This window comes from Brevundimonas albigilva, from assembly GCF_023503965.1.
Lineage (GTDB): Bacteria > Pseudomonadota > Alphaproteobacteria > Caulobacterales > Caulobacteraceae > Brevundimonas > Brevundimonas albigilva.
The window spans coordinates 2,321,403-2,341,240 of record NZ_CP097298.1; the positions used below are offsets into that span (position 1 = coordinate 2,321,403).

A 19,838-nucleotide genomic window follows, 5' to 3' on the forward strand; every position below is an offset into this window, starting at 1 on the left:
GGCTGTCTTGGCAGAGCCAATTAGGGTCGCTACCGGATGGGGCTGCCGATGATTACTGGCGGCCTTTCGATAGGCGTGCTTGCTGGCGCGATCATCTCTCCCTTGGTTGGGCGTCGGATTAGCGGCGGGCGCGCGAGAGAAGTTCTGTCTGCTAGCAGCTTTCTTTTTGCTGCCGGCCTTGCCACGATTGGGCTTGGCGAAACCCTGTATGTCTACATCGGCGGCTGGATCCTTATTGGGTTGGGAATGGCTTCTGGCCTCTACGACGCTGTCTTTAGTTCTTTGGGACGTATCTACGGCAGTGATGCCCGCCCCATCATCACATCGGTCGCGTTGATTGGCGGCTTCGCCAGCAGCGTCTTCTGGCTGCTTAGCGGTGTTTTGGTTGCCTCTGTCGGTTGGCGCGCGACATGCCTGATTTATGCCGGCATGCACTTGCTAGTGGCTTTGCCGATCTACCGCTGTTCATTTCAGCGCTCCTCATCAGAGATCGTAATGCCAGCGATCGACTTGGGGAAGGTTGGCGAACCGCGTCGCGACATAGTCTGGCTTACCGGCGGAATATTTATGGTAGAGACCCTGGTTGCCACGATGGTCGGGGTGCACCTGATAAATCTTTTGCTGGCGCAGGGCCGCAGCAGCGCCGCCGCTATCGGCGCGGCTGCTTTGATCGGTCCCGCTCAGGTTGCGGCGCGGTTTGCCGAGATGACTGTTGGAAAGCGGTTCAGTCCGATAACCACAACGCTCTTTGCGCTTTTAGCAATCTGCATTGCCCTCGGCGTACTATCGTTCGCTCCTGCTGCCACGATCCCCGCAATCATTCTGTACGGGGCGGGCATCGGCGTTTTTTCAATCGCTAGAGGGACGCTGCCCTTGGCAATCTTTGGGCCCAGACACTATCCTACTGTGATGGGTCGTATTGCACGGCCGATCGCTATTGCTCAGGCGGCCGCCCCGACATTGGGCGCGCTCCTTCTGTCATCGACGTCTTCGTCTATCGCCTTCGCGACAATCGCTCTGATCGCGCTTTGCTGTGTGGTCGCGACAGTCCTATTGAGAGGCTTGGCGTCCTCTGTGGCGTACCAGATCTGACTGCTGGGCAAGAAGTGGTCTTGCCGCGCCATTGTCAGTGCAGCGTTGGGAAGGGAGGGACTCCAGGATGGTAGCTGGCCAAGTTGTACGAGCCGGGCGCGAGGCAGATGCGCAAGTCGGAAAGCTCATCCGGCTTCGCAGACTCCAGCTTGGTTTGTCGCAGTCCGAACTCGGACGCCGTATAGGTGTCACCTACCAACAAGTCCAGAAATACGAGCAGGGCTTGAATCGTGTCAACGCCGTGTCCCTTCAGGCCTTGGGAACAGCGCTCGAAGTCCAGACTTCCTATTTCTTTTCGGAGAATTCTCCGAGCGGTCGAGACGCGGTGTCAGTAGTCGTGGACGACGTTTTGGAGCGATTTCTGAGTTTACCTGATGCCAGGAGCATCGTCGCGGCCTTTCCAAACATCAAGCCTGCCAGGGTCAGGCGTGAAGTCGCTAAGTTTATAGAAAATCTCGCCCGGTTGGACCGGGAATAGTCTAGCTCGCGGTTTTGGAAAGTTTCAAGGTTCGCACATCTGCAGGTCCCCGTTCAGAGGAATTGCAAGCTAGATCTGATGCCAATCGTATGAGCGTCGTGGTCGTCGCCTCTTCAGCAATTTCAGCAAGCGCGCGTAAACGAAAGATGGTTTCGAGAGTTGTTGGTCGCGCTGCGGCGGCGAGTAGAGCAGTAAGCTCGCTGTCGATTCCAGAGGGCCGAGATCTAGCCATATTGCGCGTCACGCCCTTCCGCCGTCTGATTGCCGACTGAGAACGCCGACGACCGTGTGCTTCGGTAATTCAGTTCGTCCGAGACAGGATAATTCTTTTGAAAGATTTCCCCTGACACGTGTATCTTCGCAAGCGATAACAACTCATCGTCCTGTGAAGCGGGGTCACATGAAGGGTCGGAGCCAACTGCCGCTTTCGAGCCTAAGAGCGTTCGAGGTTTTCGGTCGGCATGGTCGGATGGTGACTGCCGCAGAAGAACTTTATGTCACCCACGGTGCCATCAGTCGTCAGATACGCCAGCTGCAGGTCGCTCTTGGTGTCCCATTGATTGAGGGGCCGAAAAGCCAACTACGATTGACCGCCGCGGGAGCCCGACTTGCCCAAGCGCTCACAAATTCGTTCGACGCGATAACATGTGCAATAGAAGACGTGACGCCTATCGAAGAGAAGGGCCTTAAAATTTCGTGCTTGGGCACGTTTGCGATGCGTTGGCTAATCCCGAGGCTTCCGCGCTTCTACCGGGCATATCCGGCTTATCCCGTCATAATCTCAGAAGCATGGGCGCCGGTTGAGTTCGCGGAAGGCGACAGCAGTTTCGATGCTGCGATTAGGATGGGGCCTTCCGACGCTTTGGGCGCGACGTTGTTTATGCGAGAGTTTCATGGACCCGTGGTCGCAACATCTTTGATGGACGGCCAGTTTGATCCTCAGGCGATTGGCAAAAGTCCGAGGCTTTCAACACGTACGCATCCCCACGCTTGGGCGGATTGGGAGATGAATACGTCTCAAACTGCCAGCGAACCCTCGTCAAACACATTTTTCGACCACACATACTATATGCTTGCCGCAGCAAATGCGGGTCTCGGCGTCGCCATCGGAACGTGGGCGCTAGTCGAACCAGACATTAGGTCGGGGCATCTTGTGGCGCCGCATGGCTTTGTGCCCGCTAATGACCACTATCTGTATTTCAGCAATCCACGATCGCGTAACCCTGCGGTAGAGGCCTTCCGATCTTGGCTTTTGGAGGAGGGCGAGCGGTTTCACTCTCCCTAAGATAGCGAGGCGCTTAATTTGCCCGAGCCGAACCAATTGCGGTCAGCTTGCTCCAAAGTTCAGAGTATTCGATCGGCGAAAGGTCGCTGTGTGTCGGCCAACACGCCTTGAGACGCAGTCCGCCTACTGCCATGGTTTGTGACCGCTGATCCCACCAAAAATGAAGGCCTCGAGACGCGCAATACGCCAAACCGGTCGCAATGCCCCAAAGTCTTGGGACGCCGAAACTCGCGTCGATGCGCTTGATCAGCCCATCGCATCGGCCCTCGGAGATATCCAATAGTCGCCTGGCGGAAGATCCTAACCTCGCGATGGCAAACCCACGACCCGCGAAGTGCTCAGCCAAAAATGTGGCTTGAGGGGTGTCCGAGATCCTTGCGGCCAACTCTAAGGGGTTATCGTCTGCGCAATGGCCGCCTTCATCGGGGGTGTCTGAGATAGTGAAGAGCGTAGCGCGTCCAACGGCGGGCAGCGAGATGGCGCCGCCGACGAAGCGTCCGCCTTCCAGCAAGGCGAAGGTGGACGCGAAGCCGGGATCATTGGCTCTAAACAGGCGAGTACCGTCAATCGGATCAATCAGGATGACCCTATCGGCATAAATGTCCGCCCACTTTCCGGAAGAAACCGCCTCTTCTCCAATAATGGTCAGGTTAGGTCCTAAAATTTGACGAGCAGAGGCCGACATGGCCAGTTCGAGGTCGATATCGGCCCGGGTGGTTGCTGTGCCGACCAACTCGCTGCGCTTCCAAGGACTGGCTTCAACCTGTTCTCGAAAATTCGCCGAAAACATTGTTTGCAGTGCTTTCAGCGTATCTCTATCCATCAATTAATCCCCATAAGATGGACTGATGATTTAGTCAGCAAGGACTGTTGAAATAGCTTTAGATTATGAAAGTACGGCTCGAGCTCGATCAGTTGAGCAAGCATGTCCGCCATAGCTTGCGCTTTGCGCACGTTTCGCTGATCCAGCGATGACGCTAGGTTGCGAACCAAATGATATAGGAGGAGAGTGAATCGCTCTCCTTCAGGGCCGGTCGCATGCGCTGCACACCACGCTTTCCATTGCCGAAGTCTTGAGGCGAAGGTCTCTTGGCGGGATTTGGCGCGGGGCTCCGACGGAACGGAAAAGCAGGCTATGGCCGCCTGAAGGCTCAATGGTGCCGAGAAGGCCATGAGGTCGAGATCAACACGATAAATCCCCGGGTTATTATCTGACTTGGGCCGGATAAAGTTTGCCGGTTTGGGGTCGCAGAATAGGGTCGCCGAACCTAGTGTATTTGTTGGAGGAGGCTGAGCAGATAGGTCGCGCAGCACTTCGGGATCATAAAAGTCCTTCAGCCGATCGCACGCAGCGTTGTATCTGGTGGTAAGTGGGAAGGCTGAAGGTGGTTTGAGACCGGCGCCAGAAATGGCCGCCTGGAATTGGGTCTCGTGGTCAGCGAAAGCGCTGAGCGAGTTTAGACAATATTGGATAATCCGCGTCGTATCGGCGCCGTGATAAAGCGCATTTGCGAGGTTGGTCGATCTTGGCAAATACAGGCTCACTACCCAAGCATCGCCAAACCATAGGGGGTGCCCGGAGTGCAGATACGTTTGAAACGACTCGAGACATCGCCGTCAGGATTTTCGCTTCATATTCGCTCGCGACATACCGCTTTGCATGAAAAGGCCAGAAGCCAGCGCTGCGCCAAAAGGCGCTAACCGACAGGGGCGGCCAAGCCTCATCGCTGTCTCCGGTGCTCACCCAAGCGTCGCCGTAAGGCTTCAGTATCCCCGTCGTGCAAGCGCGTTCGATGGCGATGTCGATCTTGCGCCGCTCACCCAGAGCGAGTGCTTCTGCAAGTGCGGAAGCCACGTTCACGGGAGAGTCGAGAAGTGGCGTTCAAATCGGGTCAAGCGACGAATTTTGTGCACTTCGGCTTCGTCGCCTAATGCGCTCCCGGGGTCTGAGAAAAGCGGCATGTCAGATGACGGGGTCGGGTGAGATCCTCGCTATCCAAATAACTACGGAGCAGAATGCGCTGTTCACGAGTCAGTCTGCTCAGCCATGCGGGATCGTAGTTGTAATATCCTGTGATCCAACTTGGCGTGTAGGACAGAAATAAATTGATCCGCGTCGTGTCGCTCTTGTTACTGCACACCCGATGCCAGAGGCTTGCATGTGCGATGGTCATGGTTCCGGCTGAGCAACGTAAGGTCGTCTGGCCTTCGACATCTTCCAATCCGGCGTGTTCGCGGCGATAGTCGGCGCGGTGGCTGCCCGGCAGATACACCAGATTGCCCATATCGCCTCTTGGCACGTCTGTCAGCCAATAGCCGATCCGCAACTTCAGGGGCAAGATCGGTGAGAACACGACGATAGGGCAGGGCGCGAGGGCCATCGATATGCCAGTGGTTGATCACGCTACCTCTCGGCCTCGCGAACATGTCCGCCTGTGCCAGCCGGGTCTGATCGCCGTAAAGGTCGTAGGCGAACCCGATATGCCGAGGATGGTCGATCAGTTCCTCAAACAACGGATCTCGGCGGACTAAGTCTCTGATCTTCCATGTGTGTCGGGGGTCGAAGCGTCCGTCAGCATCGAGGTAACGCTGCGCAGCGGCGAGATATGACTTGGTGTCGATCGGGCTGATTGCGTTTGGGATCACCAGAATCCCGTCGCGATTGAAGGTTGTCCATTGCTCCTTCGTAAAGCCAACCGGAGCCTCTAGCAGCTCGGGCGCCGCCGTTGTGCTCTCGTCAGGGAAGCGTGCCTGCACGCGGAGACCGCGTCCTGACTACAATGAACAGAAACTTTCTCGGCCGCATGGGCAATGCGGAGGCCGACATCTTTCTCGCGTCGCCGGTCGTGGCGGCCCATGCCGCCTTGTCCGGAGCCATCCCCTTTCATTCAGAGCTGTCTTAAACCGGGCGAGGAACTGCTGATGCATAGGATCGTCACTATCGACGGAACAATTTCGACCGACGACATCATTCCCGGAAAGTACAAGCACATGCACGCCGATGCCTCGAAACTCGCGGGCCATGTGTTTGAAAACCGGTTCCCCGGACTCGCCAGCACGCTCCAGCCTGACGATGCGATCTGGTGTGATTCCTTATTCGGTATCGGTAGTTCGCGCGAACAGGCTGCGACATCGCTCAAAGCGGCGGGTGTAGCCTTGGTCATCGCCCCCGATTTTGGGCGCATCTTCTATCGCAATGCATGGAATGTCGGCTTGCCCGCGATTCGGTGCCAACGGCCTTCGGCCGCTCGAGCAGGCGAAACGCTTGGAATTGACTGGACGGCTGGGTGGCTCGTTCTGAACGACGAGCGCCACGGCTTCAGCACCCCCTCCGAGACTGATGGAGATGCGTGAGATGGGCGGTCTGCTGCCCTGGCTGAAGGCGCAGCCCTCGTCGCGCGACGCACACTCGATCCAATCTGCTGTGGAGGCTTGGAATGTTCATCCGAACTGATGACGCGGCCCGCACCCTGAAAGCCCATTGGGCGGGTGGAAAGGGCGTGCGCTTGATGGAGGCCCACAACGGACTGTCAGCGATGATCGCGTCGCGATCGAGGGATCCTGCTGGCGGTGCATTCGATGGGATATGGGTGTCCAGTCTGACCTGCACCGCTTCGGTCGGTTTGCCGGACCTCGAAATGTCGATTGTTGATGATCGGCTGAAGCTGATCCAGCAAATTGTCCAGGCGTCCACCAAGCCAGTCATCGTTGATGCCGACACCGGCGGCGATGTGTCGTCGCTCCGCTTTCTTTGCCGAGCCCTGGCCTGGATGGGGGTGGCTGGGGTGATCGTGGAAGAGAAAGGTCTTCCGAAGCGCAACAGCCTGGACGACTCCGAACAAGCTCTCGCTGATCCTCACGAGTTCGGTGAGAAGCTGTCTGCTGCGAAGGCTGCCGTGGAGCCGCACGACCTATTGGTCATCGCAAGAATCGAGAGTCTCATCGCTGGGCTCGGCGTGCGGACCGCCGTCGAACGCGCTCTTATCTACGAGGCGGCGGGCGTTGACGGCATCCTGATTCACTCCAAGGCTAAGGACGCTAAAGAAGTCACGGATTTCCTGAACGCCTTTCGCGAGGCGGGCGGCACCGGCCCGGTGATCTGCATTCCGACCACCTACCATACAGTGACCGGAACCGCCCTGTTCGAGGCCGGGTTCGACGGCGTCATCTACGCCAACCACCAACTGCGAGCCGCTTACGCCGCCATGCAGAAGGCGTGTCTTTCGATCCTGGAGAACGATGGATCGTTCGGCATCGAGAACGAGATTTCGACGACTCGAGGCGTGTTCGACTTCGTCGGATACACCTCTGAACTGCAGACTCTCGCGCTGAGGGAAAGCCGCTTCCGCGAACGGATCGCGTCGTGACGCCGCTCATCGCATCGTTTGGCGAGCAGGATCTCGAAGAGGCTAAGGCGATCGCCTGCTCGGCAGGTCTGGAGGCGTCGACAGAGCTGACCAGCGCCGGCGCAGTTCTTGTAACTGGCAACGGGACGCAGGCACTACTGAGCACTGTCACGCAGGGCGGCGCGCGGTCCGTTTGGCACGGGAGCGCGCCCATCGGCCGGTTCGATGCTCCCTCTCCAGCGGAGCTCGCGATCGGGGACATTCTGGAGGCGACGGACCCCGCGAGGGTTTTCTCCAGTTCTCCGGGCGTCCAGGACAAGCCTGTTCGGCGCGTTGAGTGCTTGAGTTGAACGTACCGAACGGCCGTAGCGTCTTCGGGGGCTTCGCTGCCGAAATACAGCCCAACGTCGATAAGCTCATCGCCGACAAGGCCGTCAGGGCCGTCCTTGTCGATCGTCGACGCGCCCTCGATCGTGACAGCGGTCAGGCCGGACTGGACAGACATGAGCTTCAGACTTTGTCGCGCTGCCCAGGCGTAGTGAAACTGATCTCCGTCGCGGCTCGATCTGACGAGATCTCCGCCGCTTGTTGTGGACGACATCAAGACAACCCAGCCGGGGCGATCGTCCGCATTGTGGATCGGTCGCCGATAAATGCAGCTTCGCACCAGGGGGAACCCCATGGCCGGAGCAACTCAAGATTGCTTACGTTGAGTGATTCCGTCGGAACTTGGAAGGCGTGGCTTCTGCCGATGCAGATGGAAAATGGGTGGACGGTGTGAACGTTCGCCAGCCGTTTCAGGCGGAGTGGCGGGGCCAGAGACTAGGCCTCGCTCCGGCGGACGACGACCTCGACGATCAACCGGGCCGGCCGCCCGCGGGCGGGATCACCCTTGGCTGCCTTCAGCACGTCAGTGCGCTCATCGCCCGACCACAGGCCAACCAGATGATGCAGGAAGAAGTCGGCGAATGAGATGCTGCTGTCGCGGGCTTGGATCGCCGGAATTGACGACCGACTAATGTGCAACTGGCTGAGGTTGCGGACTAGGCGAGCGGGTGTGACCCAAAGCTTGGGGTGCGGCGAAGCCGGTACGAGGAACAGATAGAAGGCATGCTCGGTCTGGGCCAGGAGGTGGTCGCATTGCTCAGAATCGACCCCGATCACCGTGCTGAACTTCTCGGTCTTTCCCCGTTTGCGCTTCTTGACCTGAACGAAGGTCGCCCTTTCCGCCAGGGTCACCCCGGCATCCTCCAATCGTGTGAGGAACAGGATGTCAGCTCCCAACGGCGCGCCGGCGCTCGTCTTCTTGCCTTCCTCCCATTTGCCCGGCTGGCGAACGTCCAATGAGATTGAGGGGAAACGGCCTTTGGTGGTCTGGCGCAGCTGCCGCAGCTGCTGGGTAGCTTCGTTTGCCGCCGCACGGGCCTTGATCAGGAGTTCGGCAGTCAGGAATTCTTCCTCTGAACCCCAGATCGACCGGTATTCGCGGCAGAACTCCGCCTCAACGGCGGCCATGGCGCCATGGATGGTTCGCTCGGCCGCGGGATCGGACAACCAAGTAGCCGCACCGACATCGGGCAGAGGTTCCGGGAGACCTTCTATCGCGACGACCGCGTCTGTGTCGGCCTCGAGCTTCGCCCGGGTCAGCGCCGAGGCCCGTAGCTTGACGAGGCGCGGGCCTTGCTCGACCAGAGACTGGACGAATGCGAGAGGGCCTTCATCGTTGATAAGCCGCCGCAGGACGGGCTCGATCTCGACGTAGCCGACCCGTTCGAGCCAGGTACAGGCGAAGCCGATCAGCCCTTCGGCAAGGTCCGTCCCACCCTCGACCAGCGCCGCCAGCTCATTGCGCCATTCGGCCTGCTGTTCGATACCGAGCTGCCGCCACAGGCCGTCGGACTCATATTGTTCTTTGGGCAGTTCCGACACCCGGTCGAAGATCGCGCGCTGCGCCGCTGTGGGCATCGCCCCCGCTGGGAAGTCGAGTCCCAGGTGGAGACCGGCGAGAACCACATCAACGGGCATCGGAATGCTTCGCGATCCAAAAGCGGTGAAGGCCTTTTGCACCGCAGGTTGAAGCTCCCTGAGCGACGTCTTGTCGGCGTTGCGCAAACGGTGCTGTAGCGCGCGGACATCGTCGGCGGTCAGCTGGATGCTGTGGCTCAATAGATCGCCAAGGGTTGAAGGCGGTGCATGGGTCAGCACCTGCTCGCACGCCCAGCGCGATGATTGCACCGCGACGCTATGACTGAACAGGGCGCCCAACAGGTCCAATTCTGGATCGGCCAAGTAGTGAGCGGCCTTGGGGACGTGCGCCGTGATGAAGGCCTGGGTCAGCACCCAGTGGTCGGCGATGAGCCTGTCCCATTCCCCGGCGTCGCCCTGATCTTGGGGGCGGAAGAGGCCGATGGCCTCGCGAAAGCTCGCGGCATCGCGAACCTGGGCGTGGAGGGCATCTACCAAGCCGCGCTCGTCGAGCACATGCTGCCGGTATAGGCCGTTCATCGCCGTCTTCAGCCAAGGAGAGCCCAATTGGCCTCGGTGGCGACCATATCGCGCATCTCGGCAATGTTTTGAGCGATGATATCGCCGGGCCTGGTCGCTCGCAGCGCCGCGTGACGACCGTCGATGTCGATCTCATTCCACCCCTGCAACTGGTCAGCGCGTTCAAGCAGGGCGTTGATGAGGTCCAAGCGCCCAACCTTAGCTGCGTCACGGAGACCAGCTATGAAGGCGTAGCGATCCGTTTGCCATCTGGCGCGACTGCTATCGAGCTCATTGCTCAGCCCGCTGTAGTTGAGTCGAAGGATTCCTTCCTCGACAGTCGGGATGAGCCTCAGCAAGGCGGCAAGGGGCTCCGGCCATCCGACCAGCGATATCGTCGCGGTAGCGTTCTCGGGATCAAAGACAATGAGATCGCTCAAGGGTCACCTAGCCTAGTTGAGAGGGATACTGGGGCGACCGTAACTAACAATGCCAGCTGCGCCCCGTGCGAAATCGCGCCGGATCGCAAGAACGAACAGGAAAGAAAATAGCAAACGCGTGTGCAAAAAGTGCACACGAACCCCCGTAACTATTTGAATAAAATCAATAACCTACACCATCCATCATCGGGGCCACGGACAGCCTACGTGCTTGATTTACAGACATTTCGTGCATGTTCAGGCGGTTGGCTCGCAGGAGCGAACGACGGTTCTACGACCATTTTCGACGGTTTTCGCCCCTCTGCGAATTCTCACTGCACCCTTTTTGCACCCGAAACATGGCTTCCATCCGAAGGCGGAAATCTGGTCGGTGGCGCGTTCAGGTCCGGCGCAAAGGCCAGAGCACGAGCGAGACGTTCGTTCGGTATGAGGACGCCTTGCGTGTTTGGGCGCGGGCGCAGCCGTGTGAACGTCCGCTTGTAACCCGCCTGGCAATGTCCGCGCATGGCGCCCCTGTCATTGGTGGACTGCAGCCGTCCGTGGCGCATCCGCGACACCATGCCGCCCGGCATTGGCGGATTGGTGACGCGCCGAATGGCTGACCCAGGCGGACAGGCCTCAGGTGGCGATGACGCCTTCGTCGTTCAGCGCGTCGATCAACGGCTTCAGCCCGTCGCCATAACGTTTCCAGCGACCGATCGAGGTCGAATAAAGCGGGGACCGAACCTGCGCCGAACTGGCGGTCGACACCGCCGCCCTGTTCTCGTGAAAGGACAAGCAGGCCGGATCGAATGGCAGGCCAACGAAGTCCAGCAGTCGTCGGGTCTGGCCTTCGAGGTCGGCGACCAGGTCCTCATAGGCGACCTCGACGAATCGATCCGATGGCAGGCTATCGCGCCAATGAGCGACCAGCCGATCGAACAGGGCGTAGTAGCGGCCGGCGTCGGCAAGATCGAAGGCATAGTCGTAATAGGGAAAGTCCGTTGCGAAGAGCTGGCGGAAGTTGGACAGGGCGCTGTCCACCGGGTGCCGGCGCAGGCAGAGGATTCGCGCGTTCGGCAAGGCGCGGTGGATCAGACCTGCGTTCAGCACGTTCAGCGGCATCTTGTCGATGACCCGCGCGGCACCCTCGCCGGCCCTGTTCTCCGCCGCGGCCCGGGCGCTCTGGACGTAGGTTCGGCCCAAGGTCTCGCAATCCAGATTCTTGGCCGCCTCGAAGGTCTGGACATCCAGCACCATCGGGGAGGGCGTGCCGGTCATCCGCTTTACAAGCAGGGAGAAGTCGCCCAGTTCGCCGGCCGAGACGACGTTGGGATGGCTGGACAGCACGCGGTCCAGCAAGGTGGTGCCTGTGCGAGGCAGGCCGATGATGAAGATCGGCGCAGGGTCGTCCCAGCCACGGCTGGCGGGGGCGTCCGTCCGCGCCGCCGCCTCGAACAGCGCCCGATCGCGCTCGATGGCGTAGCGCGCCGCCCGGCGGCGCCCGGCCTTGGCGCGGATCAGCCAGGCGAGGGCCGCGGGATAGTCGCCCATGTCCTCGAACGACTTGGCCAGGGCGTGGCCTAGGTGCTGCTGGCGGGCGGGATCCGGATCGGCGTCGTCGAACAGGGCCTCCAACTCCGCGATCCGGTTGTCCGCCGGGGTCTGGCGGTTCAGGGCGACCAATGACGACAGAGCCCGATGGTGATCGGGAGCGACCGCGACCGCCGCCTCATAGGCGCGGCGTGCTCCTTCGAGGTCTCCGGTGAATTGCAGGGCGGCGCCGAGGTTGTACTGCCAGTCGGCCTGATCCGGGCGTCGCGCGGCGGCCTTGCCGAACAGGGCCACGGCGGCGTGATAGGCGCCGGTGCGGCTTAGCACCACGCCGAGCGTGTCCAGCACATGGCCGTCGCGCGGGTCGCGCGCCGCCGCCGTCTCCGCTTCGGTTCGCGCCTCGGCCTGACGATGTAGCGCGAGCAGCGCGCGGGCGCGCTGCGCCCGCGCGCCCAGGTGTTCGCCATCGATTGCTACGGCCCGGTCCGCCAACTCCAGCGCCTTGGCGGGATTTCGATGGTCGGCAGCGATCAGGGCGAGGAGAAACAGGCCTGGGCGGGCGTCTCGCCCTTTTGCAGTGCAACCAGGCACAGGCTGTGGGCGGCCTGATGGTCGCCTCGAGCGATCAGGGCGGAAGCTTGCCGGAGTGCGCGACTTTGGAGGGCCGTGTGAGTCATCCGTTTCATTAATCGCACAGTCTCCGCGAAAACATTCGAAAATCGACGTTTGAAGGTTTGGTGGCGGTTCTACGTCAACTCGGCAACTTGACGGCTCCTTTTTTCGCGTCGCAGCATCACTCTTCCGCAGATGCGAAGGGGATATCGCATGACGAAGTCGCGTAAAGTGAAGTGGGGTCTTCTAGCGTCGGTCAGCGCAGCGACCCTGGCGGCAGGCGCGGCCCGGGCGCAGGAAGCGGAACCCGCCACCGTAGACGAAATCATCGTCACGGGGACGCTGAGAGGCGCCTCCACTGTCCAGGACGCCCCAATCAACATCTCGGCCATTGGCGCCGCGCAGATCGAGCGGCTGGGCGTGGGCGACCTGGCCGAGATCTCCCGCTATGTGCCAGGCCTCTACATCGTCGATCAGGGGCCGCGGAACGCCAACCGGATCGTGGTGCGCGGCCTGAATATCGACCCCTTGGGCGAGTCGGTGAGCCAGGGGGCCGGTGGTACGGTGGCCACCTATCTGGGCGAGGTCCCGATCTCGATCGACCTGAAGCTGAACGATGTCGAGCGCGTCGAATTCCTGCTTGGACCGCAGGGCACGCTTTACGGCGCCGGCACCCTGGGCGGCGCCATCCGTTACATTCCCAACGCGCCGGCGTTCGACGAGACCTTCGTCACCGTCCGCGGCGACGCCTACGGCTATTCGGAAGGGGAGGGCGTCTCTACCGACTTTGGCTTCACCGCCAACCTGCCGATCAGCGACACCCTGGCGTTCCGCGCCAACCTGGACCAGCTGAACGATCAGGGCTTCATCGACCAGCCCTATCTGGTGCGCGACATCGGCGTCTCCCTGCCCAACGACTTCTCCAGTCCCGGAGCCATCGCCGGGAATCTGTACGGGAAGGAGGACGTCAACACCGAGGACGTGCTGTCCGGTCGCGCGGCCCTGCGCTGGCGCCCGACGGCGTGGTTCGACGCCACCTTGTCGTACAACTACCAGCATTCGGATGTCGGCGGCCGCCAGGTTTCCGGACGCCGGGTGGACACCTTCCCCATCCAGGTCGAGGAATACGAGGCGATCCAGCGCGTCGAGGAGCCCAACGAGCGCACCAGCGACCTGGTGGCGCTGGAGATGCAGTTCGACCTGGGCTGGGCCGACCTGATCAGCGCCACGGGCTATCAGACCTTCGAGGAAGATGGACGCCGCGATCAGACCGACCTGCTGATCAGCCTCGGCTACAGCTATGAGGCCTTCCCCGCCTTCACCGCCTATACGCAGGAACTGGAGGACAACGACACCTTCACACAGGAAGTGCGGCTGACCTCCAAGCCGGACGCGGGCGCCCTCAGCTGGATCGTTGGGGGATACTACAGCAAGAACGACTACTGGGGCTCGTCGGCGGAATATACGCCGAACTTCGACCAGTTCGTGGTCGACAACTGGGGCGGCGTCCAGCTGCGTCCCGACAGCCTGGAATACTATTCGGTCAGCTATGGCGAGATCACCGAGACGGCGCTCTTCGGCGAACTGACCTGGCAAATCATGCCTGGCTGGCAGATCACCGGCGGCGCCCGCCGCTACACCTACGAACTAGAGACCAACAGCGCTACCGACCTGCCGTTGCTGGAGACGGTGTTCAACGGTCGGGATCCTGAGTCCATCGTGTTGGAATATGAATCAAGCAGCGATGACGAGGACGGCTGGCTCTACAAGCTGAACACCTCGTACGAGCTGACGCCCGACGTCCTGCTTTACGGTACGATCAGCGACGGCTTCCGCGCCGGAGGCAACAACAACCTGACCCTTTGCGACACCTCAGGCGGCCAGCAGAACGTCTGCGCCCAGCCGGACGAGATGGCCTACGCCTCGGAGAAGACCCGCAACTACGAGATCGGGATCAAGAGCCAGTTGCTCGACCGCCGCCTGACGCTGAACGGCGCGGTCTTCTACATCGACTGGCAAGATCCGCAGGTTTCGGGCGCGACCCTGGTCGGCCTGTCGCCCATCACCAAGAACGGCGAAGGCGCCGAGACCAAGGGATTCGAGGTCAGCTTCGATGCGGCGGTGACGGAACGGTTCAGCCTGAGAGGCAGCTATTCGTATGCGCAGGCGGAACTGACCGACGATGCGCCCAACCTGATCACGGCGCTTGATCCGCCCGGGTTCGGCACCGTCTATGTGGATGGCGAGGCGGGCGACCGTCTGCCGGGGTCGCCGGAATACCAGGCCAGTCTCTACGCCGAATACAACCTGCCGCTCTCAAGCGGGCTGGACCTCGACTTCGCCTACGGCTTCACCGCCTCGGGCGATGTCCTGACGCGGACAGGCGCGCGAGGCGGCGGCATCGCCTTGCCGGCCTTCCAGATCCACAACGCCTCGGTGCGGCTCAGCGCTCCGGCCGCGGATTGGGCGGTGACCGCCTATGTCGACAACATCTGGGACGAGTATGCGGAGACGGGCGCGCGCTCGACCCCGATGGCCAACCAGGTGCTGGAGGACGCGGACGGCGGTCCGGTCTACGCCCGCAACTTCTTCGCGAACGTTCTGCCGCCACGCAAATTCGGGCTGCGGTTCACCAAGACGTTCGGTCTTTGATGCGGGGCGGGGCGCGAGACTGTCATGAGCTCGCCAAGGCCTGAATGTCTTGAAGCCCCGTCATGCGCGATGTGCGGTGTTGGCGCGGAGCCGCCGCCATGACCTCGGATTGGCCCGCACCCACTTCATTATGAGGCGCCTGCCCAACGTGAAGACCGAGATTAGCCTCCACATCTTGCCCTACAATATGAAGCGGGGTTGGACCGCCGCGTTGCGGCGGCCCAACATTGTCGCGTCAGAACACATAAGTCAGGCCGACCGTGAAGGTGCGACCGCTCTTGGTGTAGGAGGTCGATCGTTCCTCGACGATGTCGGTGTATTGGTCGGTCGCCTCGTCGCTCAGGTTGATGCCCTCGACCACCAGCTTCAGCGACGGAGTGACGTTCCAGAAGGCCGTGGCGTCGATATTGGTGGTGGCGTGGTAGCCCGACCCGACGTTGCCGTTGCCGCCGATCCCGTCCAGGTAACCGTCGCGATAGGCGCTAGACACGCGCGCGCCCCACACGTCCGTCTCATAATACAGGGTCGCATTCGACGACCACTTCGACAGGTTGGCCAATGCAAGCGTGCGGCGCACGCCGTCGACCATCGCGTCCGTCTCCCCTTCGGCATAGGTGGCGTTGAAGCTGACGCCCAGATTGCTGAACAGGCCCGGCAGGAAATCGAAGTCACGCTGAACGGCGAACTCCGCCCCCTTGATCGAGGCGCCGTCGCCGTTCACCGGCCGGCTGAAGGAATAGATGGTGTCCGCCGTCTGATCCGGCCCCAGCAGAGACAAGGGATAGCCGATGTCGCCATATCGCACCGAGGCGGTCTCGGCGGTGATGAAGGAGTCCATCTTCTTGTAGAAGACGCCCAGCGCCACATAGCCGCTGCGGCCCATGTAGTATTCCCAGGACGCCTCGACGGAGTCGGCCAGGAACGGCTCGAGGTTCGGATTGCCCGCGCTGACGCTGCCGCCGAACGGGGTGAAGCTGACCGAGCCGGCGGCGCGCAGGTCGTCCAGGCTGGGGCGGCTGATGTTGCGGCTGGCGCCCAGGCGCAGGATCATGTCGGGCATGACCTCCAGCGACAGGTTCGCCGCCGGAAGATAGCCGTCATAGCTGCTCTCGATGGTGGTCGGCACCAGGCCGGCGTTGGTCGCCACCGTGCCGGCCGAGGTCAGGTCGGTCGAATAGTAGCGCACCCCCGCATTGGCTTTCAGCGGCATGGAGCCCACTTGGGTGTCCAGTTCATACTGGACGAAGGCGGCCGTGGTCTTTTCGGTCAAGGCGTAGTTGGTGCCCGCGCGATCATTGGCCTGGGTCAGGTCGCGCAGTTGGCCCGTTCGGTCGAAGGTCGCCACCGCATTCGGCACGATATAGGGCAGCAGGCTGTCGTAGCCGATCACCTCCACAACCGGCGCCGGACGGCTGGGATTGTTGTACCAGTCGACGCGGTTGAAACGCTGCCAGCCGTCGTTCTGGAAGTCCTTGTGCGAAACGCCGAACTTCAGATTGGAGGATGGTGCGAAGTCCCAGGCGCCGTTCAGTTCGGCGGTCTTGTATTCGCTGGTGATGAAGTCCTCGCGGGCGTCGGCGCGCATCAGGCCCCACAGGCTGGGATCGGTCGTGTCGAAGCCGTAGGTCACCGCCACCGGGCTGCCGTCGCGGTAGTCGTAGGTCAGGCTCTGGTTCGTGGCCTGGATGAAGACCTTGTCGAAGACCGGTCCCTCGAACTCGGACTTGGCGTAGCCGACCAGGGCGTTGAACCGCAGGGCGTCGGTCGCTTGGTAAGCCCCATTCCACACCGCCTGTGTGAAGGTGGTTTCGTCCTCGGAGTGCTTGTGTTCGTTGCGCATGTCGACGCCTGACCAGTCGGCGTAGACGATGCTGTCGCCACGGATCTCGACGGCGTTCAGCCGCTGGGTTCCGGTCACGTTTCCGGTCAGGGCGTTCACCCCCGCCGGCGCCTGGGCGTATTCGTCGCGGGTGTTGGCCAGCGTGCCGTACATCAAGTCCAGGCTCATGTCGGTGCGGGCGTTCGGCCGCCATTGCAGCGATCCGGTAACGCCGACGCGCTCGCGCTCCGCATACCAGGTCGAGGGGCTGACCGCCTGTGGCGCGGAGATCCGGTTCAGACCCGTGGCGTTGACCAGACGGTCGCGGTCAGCCGCCGAGACGTTCGGGCCGATGTTGGCGGTGCCGACATTGATCTTGGTCCAGTTCCAGCTCCGCATGCCGTATTCATTGACGTCGTTGCGGGTGTAGGCGGCCGAGACCAGTGCGCCGAACTCGCCCGCGCCCGTGTCCCAGCGGTTCGAGGCCAGGGCGATGACCCGCGGGGTCACGCTGTCGGTGTTGGAGTTGGTCTGGGCCTTGGCGCCCAGCACCAGCCGCGAACCGGCGTAGTCGAAGGGACGGGCCGTGGTCAGAGCGATGGTGCCGCCGATGCCGCCCTCGTCCTGTTCGGCCGCATAGGACTTCTCCACGGTCACCCGATTGAACAGTTCGGAAGCGAACAGGCTGTAGTCGAAGCTGCGGGTCCGGCTGACCGAGCCGCGGTTGTCGAAGCCCGACGCCGTATTGCCCAGCACCTCCATGCCGTTCAGCTGGGTGCGGGTGAAGTCCGGGCCAAGGCCGCGCAGAGAGATTTGACGCCCCTCGCCGGCGTCGCGGGTGATGGCCACGCCCGGCACGCGTTGAAGCGATTCCGCCAGGTTCAGGTCTGGAAACGCGGCGATGTCGTCGGCGACGATGACGTCCTGGGCGCCGACGGCCTCACGCTTCAGGTCGCGCGCCGCGTTCAGACTGGCGCGAAAGCCGGTGACGACGACGTCGTCCACCTCGGCGGTCTGGGCCAAGGCCGTCTCGGCTGCGGGCGTCGTTGCGCCACGAGGCATGATGGTGCGTTCGACACGGGGCGCGGCGGAGGCGGTCGGCGCGACCGCCTCCACCAGAACCGAGCGCCCGACGATCCGTGCGTGAACGCCGCTGGCGGCGGTCAGGCGCGACAGGGCCTCGGCGGGGGTGAACCGCCCCTCGACGGCGCGGCTGCGACGACCGCGCAAGACCTCGGGCTGGGCCGCGACCTGCAGGCCGGTGGCGCGCGAGAAGTCGTTCAGCGCCAAGGACAGATCCTGGGCAGGTATGGCGAAGGTCTGCCGGGGCGACTGTGCGACCGCGACAGCGGGCGCAGCGGCAGCCAAGGCGGCCGCCAGGGCGAAGGCGGACGCACGCAGCGTCAGATCGGTTTTCATGTCTTGGTCCCCGGGGAAGATGTCGGCGTCAGTCGCCTGCGGGAGAGATGTCCGGCGGGGTCGGAACCCTACCTTTTCAGAGGTGAAATATTGGCGACGGTTTCGCTACGCTTCTCACCGTTCGATCCGTATCCGGTCGCTTTCCTCAACCACGCGAACCCCATATGCGGTCTCGATCAGGGCCAGGACGACATGGGGTTCCCCAACGTGAAACCGCCCGCTGATGCGCATCCGGCGAACCTCCGGATCCGCCTGAATCGGCTTGAGGGAGAAGCGGTCGATCTCTTCGGCCAACTGCCCCAGACTGGCGTCCTCGGTGTCGAACCAGCCGTCGAACCAGTCGGGACCGGCCGCTCGCAGCGGCGCGCTCCGGCTTAGACGACCGCCGTCGACGACGGCTCGCTCGCCTGGCTTCAGATCGATGGTCTCGCGCGAGCGCCCGCGTACGCGCACGGCGCCGCGATACAGGGCCACTTCGGTGCGGCCCGAAGATAGGCGATCGATGTTGAACGCCGTGCCCATGACCTGCACCCGTCCCTCGCCAGCGATGACCGCGAAGGGGCGCCCGTCGTGGCGGACATCGAAGAACACCTCGCCCTGTTCCAGGGTCGCGCTCCGTCCCATCGGGCTCTGCCGCACGAGCAATCGCGCTCCGCCGCTCAGACGCACGGTCGAGCCGTCGGCCAATCGCATTTCGTCCGATTGCGCTCGGGCGGTCTCCAGCGTCCTGTAATCCATCCAAGGCGCATAGAGGATGACCAGGGTCGCCGCTGCGGCGGCCATGGCCGTCGGAACAATAAGGCGCCACGGCAGGTTGCGCTCGCGCCGCCGCGGTTTGGCGACAGCCAGGCCAGCCGCCGCCTCTCCCAAGGCGCCCGAACGCCACAGAGCCGCCAGGTCGGCGAAGGCCCTGCGGTGGGCCTCGTTCTCGCCCATCCAGCGCTCGAAGGCCGCAACTTCAGCCGGGCTCACGTCGGATCGGGCGGACCAATCCACCCAGGCGGCCGCTTCGGCCATGACGCGCTTCTGGTCCGTCTTCAATTCGGCTTCCGATCGATCGCGCCCGTTCTGATCGAACGCTCGATTGAGGTCCAGCAATCCACGCGTCACATGCTTCTCGACCGCCTTGACGCTCAGCCCTAGGTCGGCGGCGATGGCGGCGCAACTCTGATGGCGAACCCGCCGCCGGATGATGATGTCTCTTCGCAAGGCGGGCATCCGCTCGAGCGCCTGCCTCAGCGTGGCGACGGCCTGCTTGCCTTCGATCACGCGGTCCGCGGCGGGCTCCGCGCTGGCCAGGGTGTCGCTGAGTTCCACCTGGCCCCATCGGCGCTCTCGCCGAAACTGCTCGTTCACGAGGTTCTCCGCGATGCGCAAGGCGAGGCCGTAGCGATTGTCGATCGGCGCGCCCCCGCGACCGTATTCGACCAGCCGCAGGACCGTCTCCTGGGCGATGTCTTCGGCAAGATCGGCTCGGCTGAGCCGGCGTCGCGCCAGGCGTCGCACGAAGTCGAGGACCGGAGACCAGTCCTGCGCCGCCCGACTGTCGTCGCCATCATATGCCACGGACGATCCCCACCCGACCCGCCCTCTAGCGCGCCAGCGTGAAGGTTCGATGGCGTTCACGGCGTACAGGTGCATCGAAACCGCCCTCGACACTTGATGTCGAGACGCTCGC

The 19,838-nt window shown here is 62.3% G+C and carries 16 protein-coding genes and 1 pseudogene; 9 read left to right on the forward strand and 8 right to left on the reverse strand.

What is annotated here, in order from left to right; all coding sequences use genetic code 11:
* Positions 1–36: 36 nt before the first annotated feature.
* From MU852_RS12335 to MU852_RS18280, 3 genes are all read left to right on the forward strand, one after another.
* Positions 37–1,092 (forward strand): MFS transporter, encoded by a 1,056-nt coding sequence (locus MU852_RS12335; protein ID WP_249749808.1) that lies wholly within the window; start codon positions 37–39, stop codon positions 1,090–1,092.
* Positions 1,093–1,159: 67 nt separating this feature from the next.
* Positions 1,160–1,570, forward strand: coding sequence for a helix-turn-helix domain-containing protein (locus MU852_RS18275; RefSeq protein ID WP_409937630.1), 411 nt, complete (start codon positions 1,160–1,162; stop codon positions 1,568–1,570).
* A 400-nt stretch (positions 1,571–1,970) separates the two neighbouring features.
* A complete protein-coding gene (locus MU852_RS18280) occupies positions 1,971–2,855 on the forward strand; it encodes a LysR substrate-binding domain-containing protein (RefSeq protein WP_430641142.1) in 885 nt (294 codons plus the stop codon).
* Positions 2,856–2,868: 13 nt separating this feature from the next.
* On the opposite strand, the gene MU852_RS12340 is transcribed toward MU852_RS18280, so the two are convergent.
* The 3 genes from MU852_RS12340 to MU852_RS12350 all read right to left on the reverse strand — a co-directional run bounded on the left by MU852_RS12340 (position 2,869) and on the right by MU852_RS12350 (position 5,140).
* On the reverse strand, positions 2,869–3,678 hold the full coding sequence (locus tag MU852_RS12340) for an inositol monophosphatase family protein (RefSeq protein ID WP_249749809.1): 810 nt from the start codon (positions 3,676–3,678) through the stop codon (positions 2,869–2,871).
* The gene (locus tag MU852_RS12345) at positions 3,678–4,400 is read right to left on the reverse strand and encodes a hypothetical protein (RefSeq protein ID WP_249749810.1); all 723 of its coding nucleotides are present in this window, start codon (positions 4,398–4,400) and stop codon (positions 3,678–3,680) included. The genes MU852_RS12340 and MU852_RS12345 overlap by 1 nt, the downstream gene beginning before the upstream one ends.
* Before the next feature lie 383 nt (positions 4,401–4,783).
* Complete coding sequence (locus MU852_RS12350) at positions 4,784–5,140, reverse strand: phytanoyl-CoA dioxygenase family protein (RefSeq protein ID WP_249749811.1); 357 nt, start codon at positions 5,138–5,140, stop codon at positions 4,784–4,786.
* Between the two features lie 462 nt (positions 5,141–5,602).
* Here MU852_RS12350 and MU852_RS18285 point away from each other — a divergent pair, with 462 nt between their 5' ends.
* The 4 genes from MU852_RS18285 (at position 5,603) to MU852_RS12365 (ending at position 7,551) form a co-directional block, all read left to right on the forward strand.
* Positions 5,603–5,758 (forward strand): aconitase family protein, encoded by a 156-nt coding sequence (locus MU852_RS18285; protein ID WP_430641143.1) that lies wholly within the window; start codon positions 5,603–5,605, stop codon positions 5,756–5,758.
* Between the two features lie 19 nt (positions 5,759–5,777).
* Positions 5,778–6,209 (forward strand): 3-isopropylmalate dehydratase small subunit, encoded by a 432-nt coding sequence (locus tag MU852_RS17475; protein WP_283843617.1) that lies wholly within the window; start codon positions 5,778–5,780, stop codon positions 6,207–6,209.
* Between the two features lie 83 nt (positions 6,210–6,292).
* Complete coding sequence (locus MU852_RS12360) at positions 6,293–7,222, forward strand: isocitrate lyase/phosphoenolpyruvate mutase family protein (protein ID WP_249749812.1); 930 nt, start codon at positions 6,293–6,295, stop codon at positions 7,220–7,222.
* Entirely contained in the window at positions 7,219–7,551 is a 333-nt protein-coding gene (locus MU852_RS12365; RefSeq protein ID WP_249749813.1) for a hypothetical protein, read from the forward strand. Before MU852_RS12360 ends, MU852_RS12365 begins: the two co-directional genes overlap by 4 nt.
* Before the next feature lie 472 nt (positions 7,552–8,023).
* On the opposite strand, the gene MU852_RS12370 is transcribed toward MU852_RS12365, so the two are convergent.
* From MU852_RS12370 to MU852_RS12380, 3 genes are all read right to left on the reverse strand, one after another.
* Positions 8,024–9,706: a hypothetical protein gene (locus MU852_RS12370; protein WP_249749814.1), complete on the reverse strand. Its 1,683-nt coding sequence runs from the start codon at positions 9,704–9,706 to the stop codon at positions 8,024–8,026.
* A gap of 8 nt (positions 9,707–9,714) precedes the next feature.
* A complete protein-coding gene (locus MU852_RS12375; protein ID WP_249749815.1) occupies positions 9,715–10,125 on the reverse strand; it encodes a hypothetical protein in 411 nt (136 codons plus the stop codon).
* 618 nt (positions 10,126–10,743) lie between these two features.
* Positions 10,744–12,249, reverse strand: coding sequence for a sulfotransferase family protein (locus MU852_RS12380; protein ID WP_488225925.1), 1,506 nt, complete (start codon positions 12,247–12,249; stop codon positions 10,744–10,746).
* Positions 12,250–12,483: 234 nt separating this feature from the next.
* Between MU852_RS12380 and MU852_RS12385 the strand changes: the two genes are divergently transcribed.
* The gene (locus MU852_RS12385) at positions 12,484–14,922 is read left to right on the forward strand and encodes a TonB-dependent receptor (protein ID WP_249749817.1); all 2,439 of its coding nucleotides are present in this window, start codon (positions 12,484–12,486) and stop codon (positions 14,920–14,922) included.
* 109 nt (positions 14,923–15,031) lie between these two features.
* Positions 15,032–15,118: pseudogene (locus tag MU852_RS12390) on the forward strand (hypothetical protein); the annotation flags it as partial.
* A gap of 39 nt (positions 15,119–15,157) precedes the next feature.
* Here MU852_RS12390 and MU852_RS12395 read toward each other — a convergent pair.
* Together MU852_RS12395 and MU852_RS12400 are read right to left on the reverse strand one after the other, a co-directional pair.
* Positions 15,158–18,160 carry a TonB-dependent receptor gene (locus MU852_RS12395; protein WP_249749818.1) on the reverse strand — a complete coding sequence of 1,001 codons (3,003 nt, stop codon included), beginning with the start codon at positions 18,158–18,160 and terminating at the stop codon, positions 15,158–15,160.
* 114 nt (positions 18,161–18,274) lie between these two features.
* Positions 18,275–19,726 carry a sigma-70 family RNA polymerase sigma factor gene (locus MU852_RS12400; RefSeq protein WP_249749819.1) on the reverse strand — a complete coding sequence of 484 codons (1,452 nt, stop codon included), beginning with the start codon at positions 19,724–19,726 and terminating at the stop codon, positions 18,275–18,277.
* Positions 19,727–19,838: the final 112 nt, after the last annotated feature.